The 18,262-nt window shown below is 42.6% G+C and carries 17 protein-coding genes and 4 tRNA genes; 7 read left to right on the top strand and 14 right to left on the bottom strand.

Annotated features, from left to right (window positions below; genetic code table 11):
- The first annotated feature begins 242 nt into the window (after nucleotides 1–242).
- A complete protein-coding gene (locus HRU23_03745; protein ID NRA53231.1) occupies nucleotides 243–1,538 on the top strand; it encodes a serine hydroxymethyltransferase in 1,296 nt (431 codons plus the stop codon).
- Nucleotides 1,539–1,616: 78 nt separating this feature from the next.
- On the opposite strand, the gene HRU23_03740 is transcribed toward HRU23_03745, so the two are convergent.
- Nucleotides 1,617–2,249 (bottom strand): arylesterase, encoded by a 633-nt coding sequence (locus tag HRU23_03740; GenBank protein NRA53230.1) that lies wholly within the window; start codon nucleotides 2,247–2,249, stop codon nucleotides 1,617–1,619.
- On the opposite strand from HRU23_03740, the gene HRU23_03735 reads away from it, so the two are divergent.
- The 3 genes from HRU23_03735 to HRU23_03725 all read left to right on the top strand — a co-directional run bounded on the left by HRU23_03735 (nucleotide 2,224) and on the right by HRU23_03725 (nucleotide 6,805).
- On the top strand, nucleotides 2,224–2,973 hold the full coding sequence (locus HRU23_03735) for an ABC transporter ATP-binding protein (GenBank protein ID NRA53229.1): 750 nt from the start codon (nucleotides 2,224–2,226) through the stop codon (nucleotides 2,971–2,973). The genes HRU23_03740 and HRU23_03735 overlap by 26 nt on opposite strands.
- A complete protein-coding gene (locus HRU23_03730) occupies nucleotides 2,963–5,500 on the top strand; it encodes a hypothetical protein (GenBank protein NRA53228.1) in 2,538 nt (845 codons plus the stop codon). The genes HRU23_03735 and HRU23_03730 overlap by 11 nt, the downstream gene beginning before the upstream one ends.
- 204 nt (nucleotides 5,501–5,704) lie before the next feature.
- Nucleotides 5,705–6,805, top strand: a complete 1,101-nt coding sequence (locus tag HRU23_03725) for an arginase family protein (protein ID NRA53227.1) — start codon at nucleotides 5,705–5,707, stop codon at nucleotides 6,803–6,805.
- Between the two features lie 66 nt (nucleotides 6,806–6,871).
- On the opposite strand, the gene HRU23_03720 is transcribed toward HRU23_03725, so the two are convergent.
- Nucleotides 6,872–7,372: a hypothetical protein gene (locus tag HRU23_03720; protein NRA53226.1), complete on the bottom strand. Its 501-nt coding sequence runs from the start codon at nucleotides 7,370–7,372 to the stop codon at nucleotides 6,872–6,874.
- Nucleotides 7,373–7,860: 488 nt separating this feature from the next.
- Between HRU23_03720 and HRU23_03715 the strand changes: the two genes are divergently transcribed.
- Entirely contained in the window at nucleotides 7,861–8,112 is a 252-nt protein-coding gene (locus HRU23_03715; GenBank protein NRA53225.1) for a hypothetical protein, read from the top strand.
- 564 nt (nucleotides 8,113–8,676) lie between these two features.
- On the opposite strand, the gene clpX is transcribed toward HRU23_03715, so the two are convergent.
- The 3 genes from clpX to tig all read right to left on the bottom strand — a co-directional run bounded on the left by clpX (nucleotide 8,677) and on the right by tig (nucleotide 12,385).
- On the bottom strand, nucleotides 8,677–9,954 hold the full coding sequence (gene clpX / locus HRU23_03710) for an ATP-dependent protease ATP-binding subunit ClpX (GenBank protein ID NRA53224.1): 1,278 nt from the start codon (nucleotides 9,952–9,954) through the stop codon (nucleotides 8,677–8,679).
- 97 nt (nucleotides 9,955–10,051) lie between these two features.
- Nucleotides 10,052–10,663 (bottom strand): ATP-dependent Clp endopeptidase proteolytic subunit ClpP, encoded by a 612-nt coding sequence (clpP, locus tag HRU23_03705; protein NRA53223.1) that lies wholly within the window; start codon nucleotides 10,661–10,663, stop codon nucleotides 10,052–10,054.
- A 414-nt stretch (nucleotides 10,664–11,077) separates the two neighbouring features.
- The gene (gene tig / locus HRU23_03700; GenBank protein ID NRA53222.1) at nucleotides 11,078–12,385 is read right to left on the bottom strand and encodes a trigger factor; all 1,308 of its coding nucleotides are present in this window, start codon (nucleotides 12,383–12,385) and stop codon (nucleotides 11,078–11,080) included.
- A 415-nt stretch (nucleotides 12,386–12,800) separates the two neighbouring features.
- Here tig and HRU23_03695 point away from each other — a divergent pair, with 415 nt between their 5' ends.
- Nucleotides 12,801–13,478 (top strand): DUF3334 family protein, encoded by a 678-nt coding sequence (locus HRU23_03695; GenBank protein ID NRA53221.1) that lies wholly within the window; start codon nucleotides 12,801–12,803, stop codon nucleotides 13,476–13,478.
- 448 nt (nucleotides 13,479–13,926) lie between these two features.
- On the opposite strand, the gene HRU23_03690 is transcribed toward HRU23_03695, so the two are convergent.
- The 4 genes from HRU23_03690 to HRU23_03675 all read right to left on the bottom strand — a co-directional run bounded on the left by HRU23_03690 (nucleotide 13,927) and on the right by HRU23_03675 (nucleotide 14,342).
- Nucleotides 13,927–14,003 (bottom strand) — tRNA-Pro (locus HRU23_03690).
- Between the two features lie 56 nt (nucleotides 14,004–14,059).
- Nucleotides 14,060–14,135, bottom strand: a tRNA-His gene (locus HRU23_03685).
- A gap of 29 nt (nucleotides 14,136–14,164) precedes the next feature.
- Nucleotides 14,165–14,241, bottom strand: a tRNA-Arg gene (locus tag HRU23_03680).
- A 24-nt stretch (nucleotides 14,242–14,265) separates the two neighbouring features.
- Nucleotides 14,266–14,342 (bottom strand) — tRNA-Pro (locus HRU23_03675).
- A gap of 271 nt (nucleotides 14,343–14,613) precedes the next feature.
- Between HRU23_03675 and folD the strand changes: the two genes are divergently transcribed.
- The gene (gene folD / locus HRU23_03670) at nucleotides 14,614–15,471 is read left to right on the top strand and encodes a bifunctional methylenetetrahydrofolate dehydrogenase/methenyltetrahydrofolate cyclohydrolase FolD (protein ID NRA53220.1); all 858 of its coding nucleotides are present in this window, start codon (nucleotides 14,614–14,616) and stop codon (nucleotides 15,469–15,471) included.
- Nucleotides 15,472–15,556: 85 nt separating this feature from the next.
- Here the strand turns inward: folD and HRU23_03665 are convergent, their stop codons facing one another.
- Genes HRU23_03665 through ribE form a run of 5 tightly spaced genes read right to left on the bottom strand, consistent with a single transcriptional unit; the run spans nucleotide 15,557 to nucleotide 18,102 of the window.
- A complete protein-coding gene (locus tag HRU23_03665) occupies nucleotides 15,557–15,727 on the bottom strand; it encodes a hypothetical protein (protein NRA53219.1) in 171 nt (56 codons plus the stop codon).
- Between the two features lie 9 nt (nucleotides 15,728–15,736).
- A complete protein-coding gene (locus tag HRU23_03660; protein NRA53218.1) occupies nucleotides 15,737–16,231 on the bottom strand; it encodes a phosphatidylglycerophosphatase A in 495 nt (164 codons plus the stop codon).
- The gene (gene thiL / locus HRU23_03655) at nucleotides 16,228–17,190 is read right to left on the bottom strand and encodes a thiamine-phosphate kinase (protein NRA53217.1); all 963 of its coding nucleotides are present in this window, start codon (nucleotides 17,188–17,190) and stop codon (nucleotides 16,228–16,230) included. Before thiL ends, HRU23_03660 begins: the two co-directional genes overlap by 4 nt.
- Before the next feature lie 8 nt (nucleotides 17,191–17,198).
- Complete coding sequence (gene nusB / locus HRU23_03650) at nucleotides 17,199–17,615, bottom strand: transcription antitermination factor NusB (protein NRA53216.1); 417 nt, start codon at nucleotides 17,613–17,615, stop codon at nucleotides 17,199–17,201.
- A gap of 16 nt (nucleotides 17,616–17,631) precedes the next feature.
- Nucleotides 17,632–18,102, bottom strand: a complete 471-nt coding sequence (ribE, locus tag HRU23_03645; protein NRA53215.1) for a 6,7-dimethyl-8-ribityllumazine synthase — start codon at nucleotides 18,100–18,102, stop codon at nucleotides 17,632–17,634.
- Nucleotides 18,103–18,262: the final 160 nt, after the last annotated feature.

Here is an 18,262-nt window from a genome sequence, read left to right as displayed (position 1 = left end):
TTGGTTGATCAAGGAAACCAAGACTGGTATGTTTAAACGATGTTAAATAGACACGGCTTAAGTATTGGCCGACATTCAACATCAAACGAGTACCTAATATTTAAATATTTTAGGTATTAATATTCAAGACCGTGACTGTTTGATAATGCCACAGTTGAAGGTTTGATAATAATGCCAACGGGATAACCAGCGGTGTAAGCACAATAAAAGCGGTTTAGTGGCCCCGAGCAAGGATAATAATAATGAAAAGCACATATACATCGTATGAATTAGAGCACTTTTTTTCGTCGAGCCTAGCGGTAACAGACGGTGCGGTCCAAGCGGCGATCGAATTAGAAAATACTCGCCAAGAGCGTCAAATAGAACTCATTGCTTCTGAAAATATTGTCTCCAAAGCGGTGATGGAAACTCAGGGGACCGTATTAACCAATAAATATGCCGAAGGTTATCCTGGCCGTCGCTATTACGGTGGTTGTGAATACGTTGATCTGGTTGAAGAGCTCGCAATTGAACGTGCTAAGCAACTGTTTGATGCTCAATTTGTTAATGTTCAGCCACACTCAGGTGCCCAGGCCAATGGCGCGGTTATGCTGGCGTTACTGCAACCAGGAGACACTATTCTTGGTATGTCACTTGATGCTGGCGGCCACCTAACGCACGGTGCACGCCCAGCACAATCAGGAAAGTGGTTTAACGCAATTCAATACGGGGTTAAAAAAGACGACCTGCGCGTAGATTATGATCAAGTATTAACCTTGGCGAAAGAGCATCAACCTAAAATAATTATCGCCGGTGGTTCTGCTATTCCGCGCCAAATAGACTTTGCTAAATTTAGAGCGATTGCTGATGAAGTCGGCGCTTTATTGATGGTCGACATGGCGCACATTGCCGGTTTAGTGGCGACAGGCCATCACCAAAACCCGTTACCTTATGCTGATATTGTTACTACGACGACCCATAAAACATTGCGCGGCCCTCGTGGCGGTATGATCCTGACCAATAACCCTGATATTGCGAAAAAGATTAATTCAGCTGTATTCCCAGGATTGCAAGGCGGTCCATTAATGCACGTTATTGCGGCCAAAGCAGTAGCCTTGGGCGAAGCGATGGAGCCAGAGTTCCACGGTTACATCAAGCAAGTACTAAGTAATGCTCGAGTATTAGCTGAAACGTTGCAGCAACGTGGTTGTGATATCGTAACCGGCGGCACCGACACCCATTTAATGCTGGTTGACCTACGCCCTAAAGGACTTAAAGGCAACCGCGCCGAAGAGAGCCTAGAACGCGCAGGCATTACTTGTAACAAAAATGGTATTCCGTTCGACAGTGAAAAGCCAATGGTAACCTCGGGTATCCGCTTGGGTACACCAGCCGGAACCAGCCGTGGTTTTGGCCACTCAGAATTTGAAAAAATTGGTCAATGGATTGGTGATGTGCTCGATGGTCTGGTGAATAATCCTGATGATAATAGCGCTGTTGAGCAGCAAGTACTTGAGCAAGTTATGCAGCTTTGTCAAAAGTTCCCACTGTATAAGTAACAACCATCGATAGCCTGTTATTGGCGGCGGATATAAGCGCGAACTTATATCCGCCGTAATAGATCTGAGGTTATGTCATCAATTCGATAAATACTGAGTCAAAAACTTCACCACTACCTTAGCAATAATCGGCTGTGCAGCTCGATTAGGGTGAATACCATCCGCTTGCATTAACGTTTTATCTAACACCACATCCTTAATAAAAAATGGCATCAAGTCACTTTGCGTTTGCTTGGCTACCGTAGGGAAAATGTCTCGAAATAACGACAAATAACGCCGCCCTAAATTCGGTGGAATATCGATTTGAGTTAAAATAACCTTAATTTTCTGAGCTTGAGCTAATTTAATCATTTGTCGCAAGTTGTCACGGATAGTGCGGATCGGGTAACCCCGTAGTCCATCGTTACCGCCTAATTCAATCCACAAAATGTCGATTTTATGCGTCGCCAAGAGCTGCGATAAACGCACCCGACCACCGGCCGTTGTTTCACCACTCACACTGAAATTGATTAAATTAATATCTTGATTGTCATTATCTAATTGCTGTTGCGCCAGCATCACCCAGCCTTCGCTCGCTTGCATTCCATAGCTAGCACTGAGACTATCACCTAAGAGTAAAATATTGTTGGCATGCGCCGGTAATGCCAACCAAAAACACAACAACAGTTTAGTTAGGGTATGACAGATGATGGAACGAACTACAAGCAGCATGCAAGCACCCACTCGCGCCATTGCCGAGCAACAAAATATCATTATAGTGAACAACCTTAGTAAGCAAGTTAGGGTCAATAATGCCCCATTAGAAATACTCAAGTCTATCTCATTTACGGTAAAACGGGGGGAATCAATCGCCATCGTTGGCACCTCAGGTTGCGGCAAGTCGACCTTATTAAGTTTGCTCGCAGGTTTAGACTCACCAAGCCAGGGTCAAGTATTCCTCGATGGCGCGCCATTGCACCAGTTAGATGAAGAGCAACGAACCAATGAACGCAGAAAAAAAGTCGGCTTTATTTTCCAGTCTTTTTTACTGTTACCAGCCTTAACCGCACTAGAGAACATTATGCTGCCAGCGCAACTGGCTAATATTGCCGATGCCGAGCAAAAAGCGCGGCAGTTGCTTGTTGACGTAGGCCTGAGCGAGCGCGCTAATCACTACCCAAATCAATTGTCGGGTGGCGAACAACAACGTGTAGCAGTAGCACGAGCGTTTATTACCGCGCCTAAAATATTATTCGCCGACGAGCCGACCGGTAATCTAGACAGTGAAAATGGTCATCGGATAAGCGAACTGATGTTCAAGTTAAACCGTCAGCATTTAACCACCTTGGTATTAGTCACCCACGATCAGAAACTCGCCAGTCATTGCCAGCGTGTGTTAAACATGGATTGTGGCACCATCATTAACACCGAAAAAGAGCTTTCCGATGTGGTTTAAACCTGCCAAACAAATGCTTATAAAGCAGCTAAAACGCGGTGAATTAACAATTTTGATAGTCGCAATTGTGCTGGCGGTTAGTTCGGTATTTTCGTTAAGCGGTTTTGGCGAACGCTTAAATTTAGCATTGACCCAAAAAAGCAGTGATTTTTTAGCCGCCGATCGGATATTGTCCTCGGCCCATCCCCTGCCCGAATCATTATTAAAGCAAGCAGACAACTATGCATTGCGTCACGCCCAATACTTAACGTTTAACTCGGTGGTCTTTAGCGATCAGGAGATGACGTTAAGCAATAGCAAAGCGATTGCGGGTCCTTATCCATTACGGGGCCAACTGCGAGTTAGCCAGCAGCCGTTAACCGACGCCAGACTAGAGCAACAGGGCGCCATAATTTCAGGCCCGCCACCGCGCGGGGAAGTATGGGTTGCACCTGAGATCCTGATAAAATTAGACGTTAGCATTGGCAGTCTAGTCGCCATTGGTGAGTCAGATTTTATTATCTCGGGCATTATTACCTTTGAACCCGACGCAACCTTAAACATTTTCGCGATGGCGCCACGCATTATTGTTAATTTAGCCGACATTGCGGCCACCCAAATTGTTCAACCCGGCGCAAGGTTACAATATCGCTATTTATTTAGCGGCACCGATGCCCAGTTAAAGTCGTATTATCAGGCGATAAAACCGTCATTGCAAAGCAACCAAAGCTGGCAAGACATCAAAAATGAGCGATCACCACTGGGTCATGCGCTAGAGCGTGCTAGTCGTTTTTTAATGTTAGCGAGTTTATTAGGGATTATTCTCGCCGCGACCGCTATTTTTGTCACGGCATCAAGCTATAGTCAGCGTCAACTAGACACCGTCGCGTTATTAAAAACCTTAGGCACACCAGACCGAGTTATCGTTAAAATGTTTACCTTTCAACTCGCAACGATCCTTGGTGGCAGTATCGTCATTGGCTTGATCGCAGGTTATGTCTTGCAGCAATCAGCCTTTGCGTTAGTCGGCTATTATTTACCCCAGAGTTTACCGCAAGACTTACCTGGTATTAGTGTAAATTCCATCGTGATTAGTGTATTAACCGGGCTTATTTGCACCATTATGTTCAGTGTCACACCAATGCTCAAACTGTTTCAGGTACCAGTTATGCGGGTGATAAAACGCGACCTCACCGGTGGTCACAATAACCGCTGGCTCAACGGCGTCATCTTTTCCGTCGCGATATTTTGCTTGCTGTGGCTCTACAGCAAAAATTTCACCCTCAGTTTTATTATTTGGCTAGTCGCTGTCATCATCGGCCTGCTGTTAAGTGTCTTGGCCGCCGTTTTTATTGGCCTATTACATCGACGCAAATTTAACGCCGCCAGCCCATGGCAGCTAGCCATTAGCTCGCTGCACCAGCGAACATTACAAGCCAGCAGCCAGATTGCCAGTATCGCAATTGCAATTATGCTGATGTTAATTATTACTTTGCTTAACAATGAGTTGGTTGATGAATGGCGCAAGCAGATCCCAAGTGATGGTGCGAACCATTTTTTAGCGAATATCACCCCAGATCAAATAGGCCCAATTAAAGCTCTGATGAAGCAGCATCAGATTAAAAATAGCGATCTATACCCGGTGACCCGCGGTCGGGTTTCTGCAATCAACCAAGACAAAATTAGTGGCTATGACAGTGAAAACAAACCTCACTCTCAGGCTAACAACACTGGCCGAAAAGGCTTTGGTCGCGAATTGAATTTAACTTGGCGTACCAACAGGCCGACCAATAATCCATTAGTTGCCGGACAATGGTGGCAAGGTGATGAAACCGAGAATTTAGTGTCGATTGAGCAAGGCGTCGCCAAACGCTTATCGATTTCGCTTGGCGATCGGCTGACCATTTTAATCGGACAAGACGAGTTAACCGCACACGTGAGCAGCATTCGAAAAGTGAACTGGCGCAGCATGAGCCCGAATTTTTTATTGATATTTAATCGCGCAGCACTTGGTCACGTCCCTTCAACCTATATATCATCATTTTATTTACCGCGCGACCAACACCCAATGCTCGATACGTTACTGCGAAGTTATCCAACCCTCTCAGTGATCAAGGTTAATCGAATTATTAATAAGCTGCAGACAATTATTGAACATGTCGCCCTCGCGCTAATGTATATCATGGTGTTAGTGGTTTGCGCTTGTTTATTGGTTTTATTGGTCCAAATTCAGGCAAGTTATCAACAGCGCCATCAAGATTTAGTGATTATGCGAACCTTAGGCGCAAGTAAAAAACTGCTGCAACAGGCGATTAGATTAGAGTTTTTGATGATGGGCGCATTAGCCGGCTTTATTGCCAGCTTAACCACAGAGTTAGCGTTATGGTTAATTCAAACCTATGTCATTGAAATGACTTGGCAGCCGCACCCTTACCTATGGTTGCTGGCAACGCTTGGCGGCGCGGTGTTTGTCGCACTGGTTGGCACCCGAGCCTGCCGACAGTTAATGATATTATCGCCCAGTCAATTGATTCGGAATTTATCCTAGTGTTAACAAAAAGCAAAATAAATTAACTTTGATTTTTATGCTGCAATTGGCACGATTGCAGCCATTATCTGCTGGCTTTTGCATAGTTACTCGTAAATGCGCATAGCCATTCATTACGAGTAAGCGCCATGGCCGAGTGACACTTGATAAAGTTGAGACTTCTGATTAAATAGCCCGATATTTGTAACATTCGCAGGAGTCCTTATGACTAATTGGTCACAATTACAGACAAAAATAAATCAATGCCTTTGCCCTCCAGGCAATGGGGTATTTACGGTTAATACGGCGCAAGAACGTAAAGCGTCCCTGCATAAGCACCTTTATGGTTCAACTGAAAATGTTGAGCAAGCGTGGCAGCAACAAATTACCGAGCTGGCACAAGACAACCGCCCCGCTCTGTTAGGTGTTTGCAGTGATACCGGTGGTGGCATTTTACGTGGCGCCAACTGGGGACCACTATTTTTACGCCAAGCGTTGATCGCGAGTGAATTTAAAACCGATTATTTTGATCTGGGCGACATTCGCGTCATTCCTCACCTGCTGCATGATAAATATCTCAATGAAGCGACTATCAGCAATTGTCGTAAAGCGCTTTATGGCGATGCTAATTCAAGTTTACCGGTAAGTCCGCTTTCTATTACCGAAGATTTCTGTGACGATTTTTATCAGACCTTTCCAAACAAAAACCTTTTTGCCATTGGTGGCGATCATTCAGTCAGTTACCCACTGGTAAAAAGCTACTTAAAAGCAAAAAAAGCCCAAGGTAAAAAGGTCGCGCTAATCCATTTTGATGCTCATACCGATTTATTGGTTGAGCGTTTAGGCATCGACATCTGTTTTGGCTCTTGGGTTACCCATATCCTAGACGATTTACCAAGCCGCGACATGGCATTTCAGTTTGGGATCCGTTCATCTGGCAAACCGCGCGAGCATTGGGAGTCAACCTTTGGTGTTCGCCAGTATTGGACCAAAGACATCAATGAACGCGGCGCTCAAACCGTTGTTAGTGAAGTCATTGAAAAGCTTCAGGCCAATGGTATTGAAGAGCTGTACGTCAGTTTTGATATTGATGCACTCGATGCTCATTATGCAGCAGCAACAGGCACCCCTGAGCCCGACGGACTATCACCAAGCCAAGCCGTCACTATTTTGAGTGAATTGGCTAAAGTCTTTAAAATAACGGGGGCTGATATGGTTGAGATTGCACCATTTTTAAATACCAATGAAGACGGTGGCAACGATCGCGAGAAAACCCTCGCGGCAGGTAGTGAGATTAGTGCGCTATTAATTAATGCAATGAGTTAACTAACTCTCTCTCCCTATCAAGGACCACATAAGGTCCTTGATAGGGAAAATCATCATTCAAGCTGCTTAGAAGTTTAGTTTGACATCAATGCCCATCAGTAATCTCTGCTCTTTCTTCTTAAATTCAATCTGCTGCCATTGTGCCTTAAGTGAAATTCGCTTATTTAAGCGCCAATGAGTAGAAAGGCCCCAGTAAAGTGAGTCCTGTTGTTTCGACAAAATATATTCATTATTATTGGCTGACCATGATAAAAGTCCGGCATTTCCTGACACAATAAAGCGATCATAAACCTGGGTGCCAATCACCAAATTAGTCGCTGTTACTGCTTCATCTTTATTCACTAAGGTTAATTGCCGCTGGTCAAGCCCGACTCCGATATATTGATTGAGCCAAAATGAAAGGTCGGTATTGTTCATGGCCATATAGTCAGTTTGAGCAGCAGAAATGTTAATGTCGTTAAGCGGTTGATCGGCTCGGACATTCGCACTAACAAAAGACCAGCAAAACACCATCAAAACTAAATACTTTGGCGTAAAGTGCAGGCGTTTAATAGCATATATTGTCATCAAGGTTCCTAATGCAATGGATACTACGTTTATATTAGTTCTATATTAAAATAGATGCGTAAGTTTTACTGCCGGAACTTAGCGCGTAAGAGATTTAAAGATGGCCAAATGAGTAAAGATTGTCAAGTGCTTTGCTTAATTTTAAGTCAAACTTAAGACAAAATAGGACGATATGTGTATTTTCCCTTAATAATAATCGAGCAAAAACTAGCCAAAATATTGCATTTCCAAGGCCAATAGTCTGGTTTTATTACCATTACTGGAATGCTATAAACGTCCAGTAGATTAGATTTTAATACGTTTAAAAAAGATTCATCGCAAGCTGGTGAACAATGATTGACAACGACCAAGATCTAAATGATAATGATTATCACTAAGGGATAATTAAGGGCTCTCTAATGATTTGGTTACTCATTACAACATTCTACTCCAGCATACTAATATTCGTTTCGTTAGGGGACCCTAAGTCCTCTCAACAAAAAAACCCCTTGTTTACGCAGCAAATTGCAAGCCTATGTCGTATTATCGGCATTGTTAGCCTAGCGTTTACCGGGGTATTATGGGTAACACTACACGGTTGGCAATACGGACTTATAGCCTTGGTAACGACGGCTATAGCTAACTTTTCATTGCTTTTCTTTACGAAAAATCGTTTAAGCCAAGTGGTCGCTGGCACAACGTTGTTAATTGGTTGTAGCTTTTTAGTCACCACGATTAAAATGGTTACATTAAGTATTTAATACCGCTTTCTACGTTGTACTAAAGTGTTGTCATTTGAACAGCAAGTCGTCGTAAATCCATCGCTACATCGGCGGAGTTCCTGATGCCAATGGCATCAGGATTCGGCCTGCGTTCGGGGCTCTGGATCAGCATCCCGACAATTGCTCCTCGATAACTGCTCCTGCGTCATTTTAGAGTCGTTCATCCCTGAACTACTGCATTACTCTAGTTACGGCCGTCCATAGCCTAAATGCATTGTCCTCATGTCTTACATTCGTGTAAGAACATGCTGCTCAAGCAGGCTTTATCCAATACCAACCCTTTCAATCGACTACGAGCATAGGCAACAGTTAAGGAGAACAGAGCCGATGGTATTAAGTGACTAGTCAATTGATAGTAAAAGAAACGAATGAGAACAAGGGATTTATTTACATGTGTAGTCACTCTACATGGAAAATAAATAACGCTGTTGCCTACAGGACGTAGATAAGGGGCTGATTTCTTAATTATCGAAGCGGGTAATAGTCTATTATTGAAGATAAAAAAAAGGAGCCAATGGCTCCTTTTTTGTGCTCTAATTAAGATTAATCTTGAGCAGAGGCTGTTTTTGACTGGTTTTCATAGATTAAAATCGGGGCAGATTCACCCTTAATTACCGAGTCATCGATAACACATTTAACCACACCTTCAATCGATGGTAAGTCATACATCGTATCAAGTAATACTTGCTCTACGATTGAACGCAAACCACGTGCACCTGTTTTACGAGCCATAGCCTTGGCAGCAATAGCTGTTAGGGCGTCTTCTCTAAATTCAAGCTCGACTCCTTCCAATGCCAATAACGCAGCGTATTGCTTAGTTAGTGCATTTTTAGGCTGACATAGAATTTGAATTAATGCTTCTTCGTCTAACTCAGTTAATGTCGCAACAACAGGTAAACGACCGATAAACTCAGGAATAAGACCATACTTCACTAAATCTTCCGGCTCAACCTTAGCAAAGGTATCCGATAAACTCTGTTTGTTAACGTCTTTAACCTGCGCGCCAAAACCAATGCCAGAGCCAGTATGAGCGCGTTGCTCAATCACTTTGTCTAAGCCAGAAAAAGCGCCGCCACAAATAAACAATATTTTAGAGGTGTCGACCTGTAAAAATTCTTGCTGTGGGTGCTTACGGCCCCCTTGTGGAGGTACCGCGGCAATCGTTCCTTCAATGAGCTTAAGCAATGCTTGTTGCACGCCTTCACCTGAAACATCACGAGTAATTGACGGATTGTCTGATTTACGTGAAATCTTATCAATTTCATCTACATAAACAATACCACGTTGTGCTTTTTCGACATCGTAATCACACTTTTGCAACAACTTTTGTATGATATTCTCAACATCTTCCCCGACATAACCGGCTTCGGTTAGCGTGGTAGCATCAGCCATGGTAAAAGGCACGTCTAACATTCTTGCCATTGTTTCGGCTAATAGCGTTTTACCACTACCGGTTGGGCCAATGAGTAAGATATTACTTTTGCCTAACTCAACGCCTTGAGACTTATCAGCGTTTTGTAAACGCTTATAGTGATTATAGACAGCCACCGATAACACTTTTTTCGCATGTTGCTGACCAATCACATAATCGTCTAAATTAGCACGGATTTCATGTGGCGTAGGCAGTTTATCTGTCTCGCTCGCTTCGATCTTTTCTTTTACTTCTTCTGTAATTATGTCAGTGCATAAATCAACACACTCATCACATATATAGACAGAAGGACCAGCAATTAACTTACGAACTTCGTGTTGGCTTTTGCCACAGAAAGAACAATATAGCAGTGTTTTGCTATCGCTATCGCCTTTGGTGGTGTCGGTCATTGAGTATCCTCACTGGATAAAATATTTATATTACGAGTGTATTACAAACTGAGCCGAAACCCAACACTCGGGTGTGCAAAAGGAGACTTTAAACCAATTAACGTTTAGTCAAAATTGAATCAACTAAACCATAATCAACTGATTGTTGAGCGCTCATAAAGTTATCTCTATCAGTGTCTTTCTCAACGACTTCAAGTTCTTGGCCAGTATGTTCAGCCAACAAGCTATTTAATTTATTCTTGATGCCTAAGATTTCTTGCGCATGGATGGCAATATCAGAAGCTTGGCCTTGGAACCCGCCAAGTGGCTGATGAATCATCACGCGAGAGTTAGGTAAACAATGACGTTTGCCTTGCGCGCCGCCTGCTAATAGGAATGCGCCCATGCTAGCAGCTTGACCAATACAAACAGTGCTTACGTTTGGCTTAATAAATTGCATTGTATCGTAAATAGCCATACCAGCAGTTACAGAACCGCCTGGCGAATTGATATATAGGAAAATATCTTTATCTGGATTATCAGCTTCAAGAAATAACAATTGAGCAACCACAAGGTTAGCCATATTATCTTCTACTGGGCCAACCAAAAATATAACACGCTCTTTCAACAAACGTGAATAGATATCAAACGAACGCTCTCCCTTAGGCGTTTGTTCAACAACCATAGGCACTAAAACGTTTTGTGGTGACAAGTTATAATTATTTTGCATTAATTTATATCCCTAAAAATTCCTGTTATGTAATTATTTATACCTGTAAACAACGATTTTATAAAGTAAAAATTCACTTACATTGAAGTTTAATGCCGATTTAAATATACAACTGGCTTTAATCAACAAATCATCGCCCTGAACGGGTATTTTAATCGACCAAACCCTTGGTCTGCACTAGCTGTTATTATCAGTGTGCGCAATAACCGACCGCCGTGCAAGCTCTTACTGTCAAATGCCATACCATTGCACTGTAATGCATTGGCGGCAACAGTAAAGCCCCGAGCTTGGCTATTAAGTATTTTCATCATACAGGTAGTAATTTATTCAGCTTAACAATAAGTCATACCAGCTAAATACAAAAAACTCGCATGGGTGACCCCATACGAGCTTTATTTTATATTAACGAATTAATTAAGCAGATTGCTGCTGGATCATATCGTTAAATGCTTTTGCCGCTTCAGTAACTGTCGCTGCTGCAAGAATAAATTCAATTGCTTGATCTTCTACAGCAAGATCTTTCATTTGCTGCATTAATTTTTCGTCGCTGTTGTAGTAGTCGACTACTTCTTTTGGATCTTCGTACGCAGCTGCCATGCCATTGATCATTTCTGATACTTGTGCATCGTTAGCTTCAAGCTTGTTAACTTTGATGATTTCACCTAGTAACAGACCAACTTGAACGCGACGTTTTGCTTGCTCTGCAAACAATTCATCAGGTAGTTGTGGCATGTTTGCTGGGTCAACTTTACCACCAAAACGCTGCATCGCTTGTTGACGTAAAACATCAACTTCGCCTTTAATTAGCGCAGCTGGTACTTCAATTTCGTTTACTTCGATTAAGCCATCGATAGCTTGCTGCTTAACGTTAGATTTTACTGATTGAGTCAGCTCGCGTTCCATGTTCTTACGCACGTCAGCTTTCAGCTTCTCAACACCACCTTCCTCAACACCGAATTTTACTGCAAATTCGTCATCAAGCGTTGGCAACGTTTGGCCTTCAACTGTCTTTAAGTTCACAGCGAATACCGCTGATTTACCTTTAAGGTTTTCAGCGTGGTAATCTTCAGGGAATGTTACTTCGATATCAAACTCTTCACCGGCTTTGTGGCCGATAACTTGCTTTTCAAAACCAGGGATCATGCGTTCTTCACCTAGGTTTAAAGTGAAATCTTGTGCTTTTCCGCCTTCGAAGTCTTCGCCGTCAATTGAACCAGAGAAGTCTAAAATAACACGATCGCCTTTCTTAGACTTACGTGCTACTGACTTGAAAGTAGCGTGTTGCTTAGTAAGCGTCACTAACATTTCTTCTAAATCTTTGTCAGTTACTTCAACGATTGGCTTTTCAACTTTAACTTGATCTAAGTTTTTAACTTCAAATTCAGGGTAAATTTCAAAAGTCGCAGTAAATTCTAAATCAGAACCGTGTTCGTTTTTAACGATATCTAATTCTGGCATTCCAGCTGGGTTTAATTTTTGTTCTACAACAGCGCTGTAGAAGTTACGCTGCATTAATTCACCAGCTACTTCTTGACGTACGGCAGCGCCGTAACGTTTACGAATAACAGTGGCAGGTACTTTACCTGGACGGAAACCGTCAATACGCTGAGTCTTAGACAATTGGCCAAGACGGGTTTTTACTTCAGTATCTACTTGCTTAGCTTCTACTGTAATGGTTAGACGGCGCTCTAGGCCCTGAGTCGTTTCAACTGAAACTTGCATCTGCATACCTCAAATATATCAATAGGCCCTGCGGGCTCGGTCTTTATAGTTAAATAACCATAAATGTAAAATTTCACGTTACGAAAGCACCGCGCCAAATGACGACTAATATACTCCACAGTAACGAGACTAATATTTCGGACGCGACATTATAACGATGCTACCCCATAGAGTCGAGTATCACGTAAATATAGTTTAATGTCATCAAGCTACTTTATTAGGGCTGGCGGGCAAAAAAACAAGGGCTTGTCGATTTTTTTTCTAAAAAACCTCTATTTAATCCAAAAATCATCGCTATCGCCATAATTAAACGGCGTAAAGTATCTAAGTACTTTGTTGTAGATTTCAATTTGTTTTTTATTGTATATTATCTAATATATTGGCATTTAAATTACAATGAAGGACGGAAAAATACATGAGTAAAACAACTGTTGTAACAACCGACGATATTCTGCTTAAATTATGCAACTCGGTCTCGGGTGTACTAAGCGCGGCAACCCATAAAAAAATTAATCATGCAGCGATGGTCCAAAAAATTGCTCGAACCAGTTTAAAACCTGATATTGGTTGTTTCGTTATTTTTGACGGTGGTTTCTCAGGGCTAGTAATTATCAACTTCACCGCGGCATCAGCCATGGAGATTTATCGCGACTACCTAATTAGCATGAGCATGCCAGAAGAAGAATTAGCCAAAAATCACTTGTCTGACGACGTCAGTAATGTGATGGGTGAATTGATGAATCAAATTCTAGGTAAATTTATTGCTACGATAAGTCGAGATCTGCAAACATCGATAAACCAAAGCCAACCTAAAATGTTAACGGTTAACCAACAGCTTACTATTTCAATAGAATCAAATCTTTATCAGCCAATTTCTCGCCGAGTTTCGTTTACAACAGCTCAGGGTAATGTGTTTTATCTTGAATTTTCTATTGATCAAACAGAATTTATTCAAATAAAAGAGTTTGAAGAAGCGGATCAAGAATACGATCCAGACACGTTAATTGAACAGCACCAAAACATTCCACAAGTTACTGATACCCCTGTTGAAACTAGTAGCGAAATAGACCTAATGGACGAATTAGGCATTTAACGTTTATTTCTATAATTGAGCATCACCTTGGCCCTATAGCAACTGATGGGTCAAGGTTTATCAACACCCCTCCCCTACCAACTCGTAAAGCTAATGACAGTAAATTCTTATCCTGTTGTGCATTGACACAATTTATTGAGCCGAGACGATATCTGTGTGCCCTAATCATTTTTGTAATGCTAGAGAAAAAACATCGACTAAAATACAATGAACTAATAATACCAATTAAATTTATGATTTTGTTATGCGTCGAGAGAATTAATTAATGGGATTGGTATAACATTTAATTGTAATGAGAAATTGGACAATGCAGGTATAAGTTGGTTTGATTTTGAAACTAGAATGAAACTTGAATTTAAAACAGAGAATTTATTTATTTTTATTGAAATTTAGCTATGGGTTTTACTTAGATTGGAACTGGAAGTTTTACTAGATGGGTTAGAAAAAGTGGTCGGTGATAGAGGATTCGAACCTCTGACCCTCTGGTCCCAAACCAGATGCGCTACCAAGCTGCGCTAATCACCGACATATTTTCTATCTTACTGCCAAGGTTTTACACTTGGGTTTTCTTTGCAAACTAATGGGGTGGCTAATGGGGCTCGAACCCACGACAACCGGAATCACAATCCGGGACTCTACCAACTGAGCTATAGCCACCACTGAGTATTGCTTACTTACTAAATTAATGGCGCACCCGGCAGGACTCGAACCTGCTACCCACGGCTTAGAAGGCCGTTGCTCTATCCAGATGAGCTACGGGCGCTCTGCACACTTAATTTAAAATAAGTGGTCGGTGATAGAGGATTCGAACCTCTGACCCTCTGGTCCCAAACCAGATGCGCTACCAAGCTGCGCTAATCACCGACATAATCTATTACCTTAACAACCTAGTTAATCTAACAAATTGTTATCTACAAGAATTACTCCTTGACGACGGAAGCGGATATTACAGAGGTTATTCCCAGCCGTCAAACCTTTTTCGACAATTAATTTCGTTCGCTCATTTAGCATACAACAGGGCTAGTAGCCCCTGCTTTGCTTTTAATATCGAGATTAATAATAACATTGATCGTAGTCACACTTTTGCAGGTATGGCATAATAGCCGCTCTTGAATTTAAGGAAATAAATAGGTCGATGAGCGCTCGGATTATTGATGGCAAAGCCGTTGCACAAAAAGTACGAAATAACGTTGCGAATGAAGTAGCAATCCTTAAAGAAGCTGGCCAACGGATCCCAGGCTTAGCCGTGATCTTGGTTGGACTAGACCCAGCCTCTCAAGTTTACGTCAATAACAAACGTAAAGCCTGCGAACAAGTAGGCTTTATCTCACGTTCGTACGATTTACCTAGCGATACGTCCGAGGAAAGCTTACTGGCGCTTATTGACGAGCTTAATGATGATCCAAGCATCGACGGTATTTTAGTGCAGCTACCGCTACCTGGTCATATCAATACCATAATGGTACTTGAGCATATTCTGCCGCATAAAGATGTTGATGGTTTTCATCCCTACAATATTGGCCGTCTTGCGCAACGTAACCCGGCATTACGTCCTTGCACGCCTAAAGGCATCATGACGCTGATTGAATCTACGGGGATCAAAACTCATGGCTTAGATGCTGTCATTGTTGGCGCTTCTAATATCGTCGGCCGACCTATGACGCTTGAGTTGCTACTCGCAGGCTGCACCACAACTACTTGTCACCGCTTCACTAAAAACTTAGAACAAAAGGTTCGTGCTGCTGACTTATTAGTCGTTGCAGTAGGTAAACCAGGTTTTATCCCAGGAGAGTGGATTAAAGAAGGCGCGATTGTGATCGATGTTGGGATCAACCGCCTCGACAATGGTCGTTTGGTTGGTGATATCTGTTTTGATGTTGCTAAAGAGAAAGCGGCTTGGATCACCCCAGTTCCTGGTGGCGTCGGCCCAATGACCGTGGCTACCCTAATTGAAAATACGTTAATTGCAGCAAAGAATCATCAGAAAAATTAATCATAGTAGTTAATTAACCAGAATTCAGGTTAACTAAAAAAGGCGTTGATAATATCAACGCCTTTTTTGATCTCGCCACTTGCTATTATTGTCGCGCTAACCAGCGCTCAACAATTAATACCACCACCGCCAAGACACACCAGCTAACCAATAGCAGAATAGCCAAAACAGGGAAAGGCAACACGTCAAACAGTGCCATGATAACAAACGCGACAACTAGTGCGGCAAATAACCAGTGCGTTGCAATATTTCGCATTATAGCTCGCTAGCCCAGTGGGTAATAAGCATGAATACCTTGCAAACAAATTGCTGCAAAAATACCGGCTAAAACATCATCAATCATTATGCCAAAGCCACCTTTAACATGACGATCTAGTAATTTTATTGGCCAAGGTTTGAGAATATCAAAAAATCGAAACAGCGCAAACCCAATCAGAACAGCCAACCAACTAACAGGTGCCGCGATTAAGGTAATTAACATGCCAGCAATTTCGTCCCACACAATCGCACCATGATCATGTACCGCCATGTCATTGGCCGTTCTTTCACAAAGCCAAAAACCGACGACAGTGATAACCAATGTAATCAGCAGATATGCGGTCAGCGACAAATCCATCATCAAATAGTACAACGGAAAGGCGGCCAATGTGCCAAAAGTTCCCGGCGCTTTAGGGGCTAAACCCGTGCCAAAACCAAGGGCTAAAAAATGAATAGGATTAGTAAGAGATAGCTTAGCTAAGCTAGGATCACGATGTTTCAAAAGTGGCTAAACCCCTTGATATCAATAGTGGCTGGTTTATTGTTTTTAACAAACTCAACCCCACTACCATTATGAATTTGGCCAACACAATGAACCGAGACTCCGGTATGTGCTAGCAGCGTGTCAAGTGAGCCTAATGCGGCAGGCGGCACGGTAAAGCACAGTTCATAGTCTTCACCACCACCAAGTCCAAGCTTGATCCCCAGTTCATGGTCCGTATTGGCCAACAAGGCATCAGACAACGGAATGCTGTCAATATCGATCACGGCCTTGTAGCCTGATGCTTTGGCAATATGACCAACATCGGCCGCTAAGCCATCAGAAATATCAATCGCCGCTGTCGCGACACCACGTAGCGCTTGGCCGGCCAATAACCTTGGGGTCGGGTAATAATGCTTTTTCAGTAATTTATCGTGATCGTCTGGCGATAATTCTACCGTACCAGCTAAGCTTTGCAGCCCGAGAGCTGAATCGCCTAAATTACCAGTGACACAGATCCAATCACCAACATTAGCACCACTACGCGTCAATTGCTGGCCTTTAGCGACTTGCCCTTGAACGGTCAAAGTCAGGCTTAAAGGCCCTTTCGTGACATCACCACCAATGAGTTGAATATTAAAGTAGTCAGCCGCTTCAAAAAAGCCGGCACTAAAACTTTCAAGCCAAGTTTCATCGACTGATGGCAGTGTGATCGCTAACGATACCCAGCTTGGGGTTGCCCCCATGGCCGCCAGATCACTTAAATTGATAGCTAAGCTCTTGTAACCAAGGGCATGAGCAGGAATGTCAGGAAAGAAATGAACCCCAGATACTAAGGTATCTGTGGAAACAGCCAGTAATTGTTCAGCCTGTGGCGCTAACAAAGCGCAGTCATCTCCAATAGGTAAAACGACATCCGTTCGTTGCTGTTGGCGGTTTTTAAAAAACCGCTCAATTAGCTCAAATTCACCACAAGCCATAAAACCTACTATTTTTGTTTACGCAAACGCGCTAAAGTTTTATCTAAAACACCGTTAACAAATTTATGGCTATCGTCGGCAGCAAATGCTTTAGCCAGCTCAATAGCTTCATTGATAATCACTTTAAATGGTGTGTCTGATAAATCTCTTAATTCGTAAGTTGCTAGACGCAGAATAGCGCGATCAATTTGATCAACTTCATTAACACCACGATTTAAATAAGGACGGTAAATATCATCAAGGTCGAAACTATTTTGGGTTACCCCAAGTAGTAACTTACGGAAATACTCAACATCGACCCCTTTAATGTCGTGGTTAGTCAAAAACTCAAGTTCAACTTCAGCCACGGCATTATCCGTCATTTGCCATGAATAAATGGCTTGTAGTGCAAGACGGCGTGCCTTGCGGCGTTCAGATGGTTTCATCTACTTCTCTTCCTATTTATGCGTCTAGCTGACGCATTACATTAATCATTTCTAAGGCACTAAGCGCTGCTTCAGCACCTTTATTTCCGGCTTTAGTTCCTGCACGTTCAATAGCTTGCTCGATCGTGTCGGTGGTTAGTACTCCAAAGGCTACTGGAATAGTATATTGCATAGCAACCTGTGCTAAGCCTTTATTACATTCACCAGCAACAAATTCGAAATGAGGCGTACCGCCACGAATAACTGCACCTAGGGTAATAATTGCATCAAACTCACCTTTAGCAGCAACTTTTTGAGTTGCCACTGGTAATTCAACAGCACCAGGAACACGAACAAGAGTGACATCATCTTCACTCATGCCACCAACGCGCAGTAACGTATCTAATGCGCCTGACACAAGTGAATCAACGATAAAGCTGTTAAAACGTGAAACAACAATTGCCACCTTGGCATTTTGAACCTGAAGATTACCTTCAATAACTTTCATGATTTGACCTTATTTCTATCAATATGCTGGTTTATGTATTCCCAGAACACTAGGTGATAGCGCTGGAAAAAAGTGCCGCAATGATAACACAGCATCTGCAAAAAACGCATCAGCATTATGCGTAAAGAGTGGCTAAAGTGATCTAGGGCTAAATTTTAAA

The sequence above is a fragment of the Gammaproteobacteria bacterium genome (assembly GCA_013214945.1).
Classification (GTDB): Bacteria; Pseudomonadota; Gammaproteobacteria; order Enterobacterales; family Psychrobiaceae; genus Psychrobium.
This window is presented reverse-complemented; position numbering and strand designations above follow the sequence as displayed.

Coding starts and splice junctions, on each gene's coding strand:
- HRU23_03745 (NRA53231.1), top strand. CDS start 243: ATGAAAAGCACATATACATCGTATGAATTAGAGCACTTTTTTTCGTCG.
- HRU23_03735 (NRA53229.1), top strand. CDS start 2,224: ATGATGGAACGAACTACAAGCAGCATGCAAGCACCCACTCGCGCCATT.
- HRU23_03740 (NRA53230.1), bottom strand. CDS start 2,249: ATGCTGCTTGTAGTTCGTTCCATCATCTGTCATACCCTAACTAAACTG.
- HRU23_03730 (NRA53228.1), top strand. CDS start 2,963: ATGTGGTTTAAACCTGCCAAACAAATGCTTATAAAGCAGCTAAAACGC.
- HRU23_03725 (NRA53227.1), top strand. CDS start 5,705: ATGACTAATTGGTCACAATTACAGACAAAAATAAATCAATGCCTTTGC.
- HRU23_03720 (NRA53226.1), bottom strand. CDS start 7,372: ATGACAATATATGCTATTAAACGCCTGCACTTTACGCCAAAGTATTTA.
- clpX (NRA53224.1), bottom strand. CDS start 9,954: ATGACCGACACCACCAAAGGCGATAGCGATAGCAAAACACTGCTATAT.
- clpP (NRA53223.1), bottom strand. CDS start 10,663: ATGCAAAATAATTATAACTTGTCACCACAAAACGTTTTAGTGCCTATG.
- tig (NRA53222.1), bottom strand. CDS start 12,385: ATGCAAGTTTCAGTTGAAACGACTCAGGGCCTAGAGCGCCGTCTAACC.
- HRU23_03695 (NRA53221.1), top strand. CDS start 12,801: ATGAGTAAAACAACTGTTGTAACAACCGACGATATTCTGCTTAAATTA.
- folD (NRA53220.1), top strand. CDS start 14,614: ATGAGCGCTCGGATTATTGATGGCAAAGCCGTTGCACAAAAAGTACGA.
- HRU23_03665 (NRA53219.1), bottom strand. CDS start 15,727: ATGCGAAATATTGCAACGCACTGGTTATTTGCCGCACTAGTTGTCGCG.
- thiL (NRA53217.1), bottom strand. CDS start 17,190: ATGGCTTGTGGTGAATTTGAGCTAATTGAGCGGTTTTTTAAAAACCGC.
- nusB (NRA53216.1), bottom strand. CDS start 17,615: ATGAAACCATCTGAACGCCGCAAGGCACGCCGTCTTGCACTACAAGCC.
- ribE (NRA53215.1), bottom strand. CDS start 18,102: ATGAAAGTTATTGAAGGTAATCTTCAGGTTCAAAATGCCAAGGTGGCA.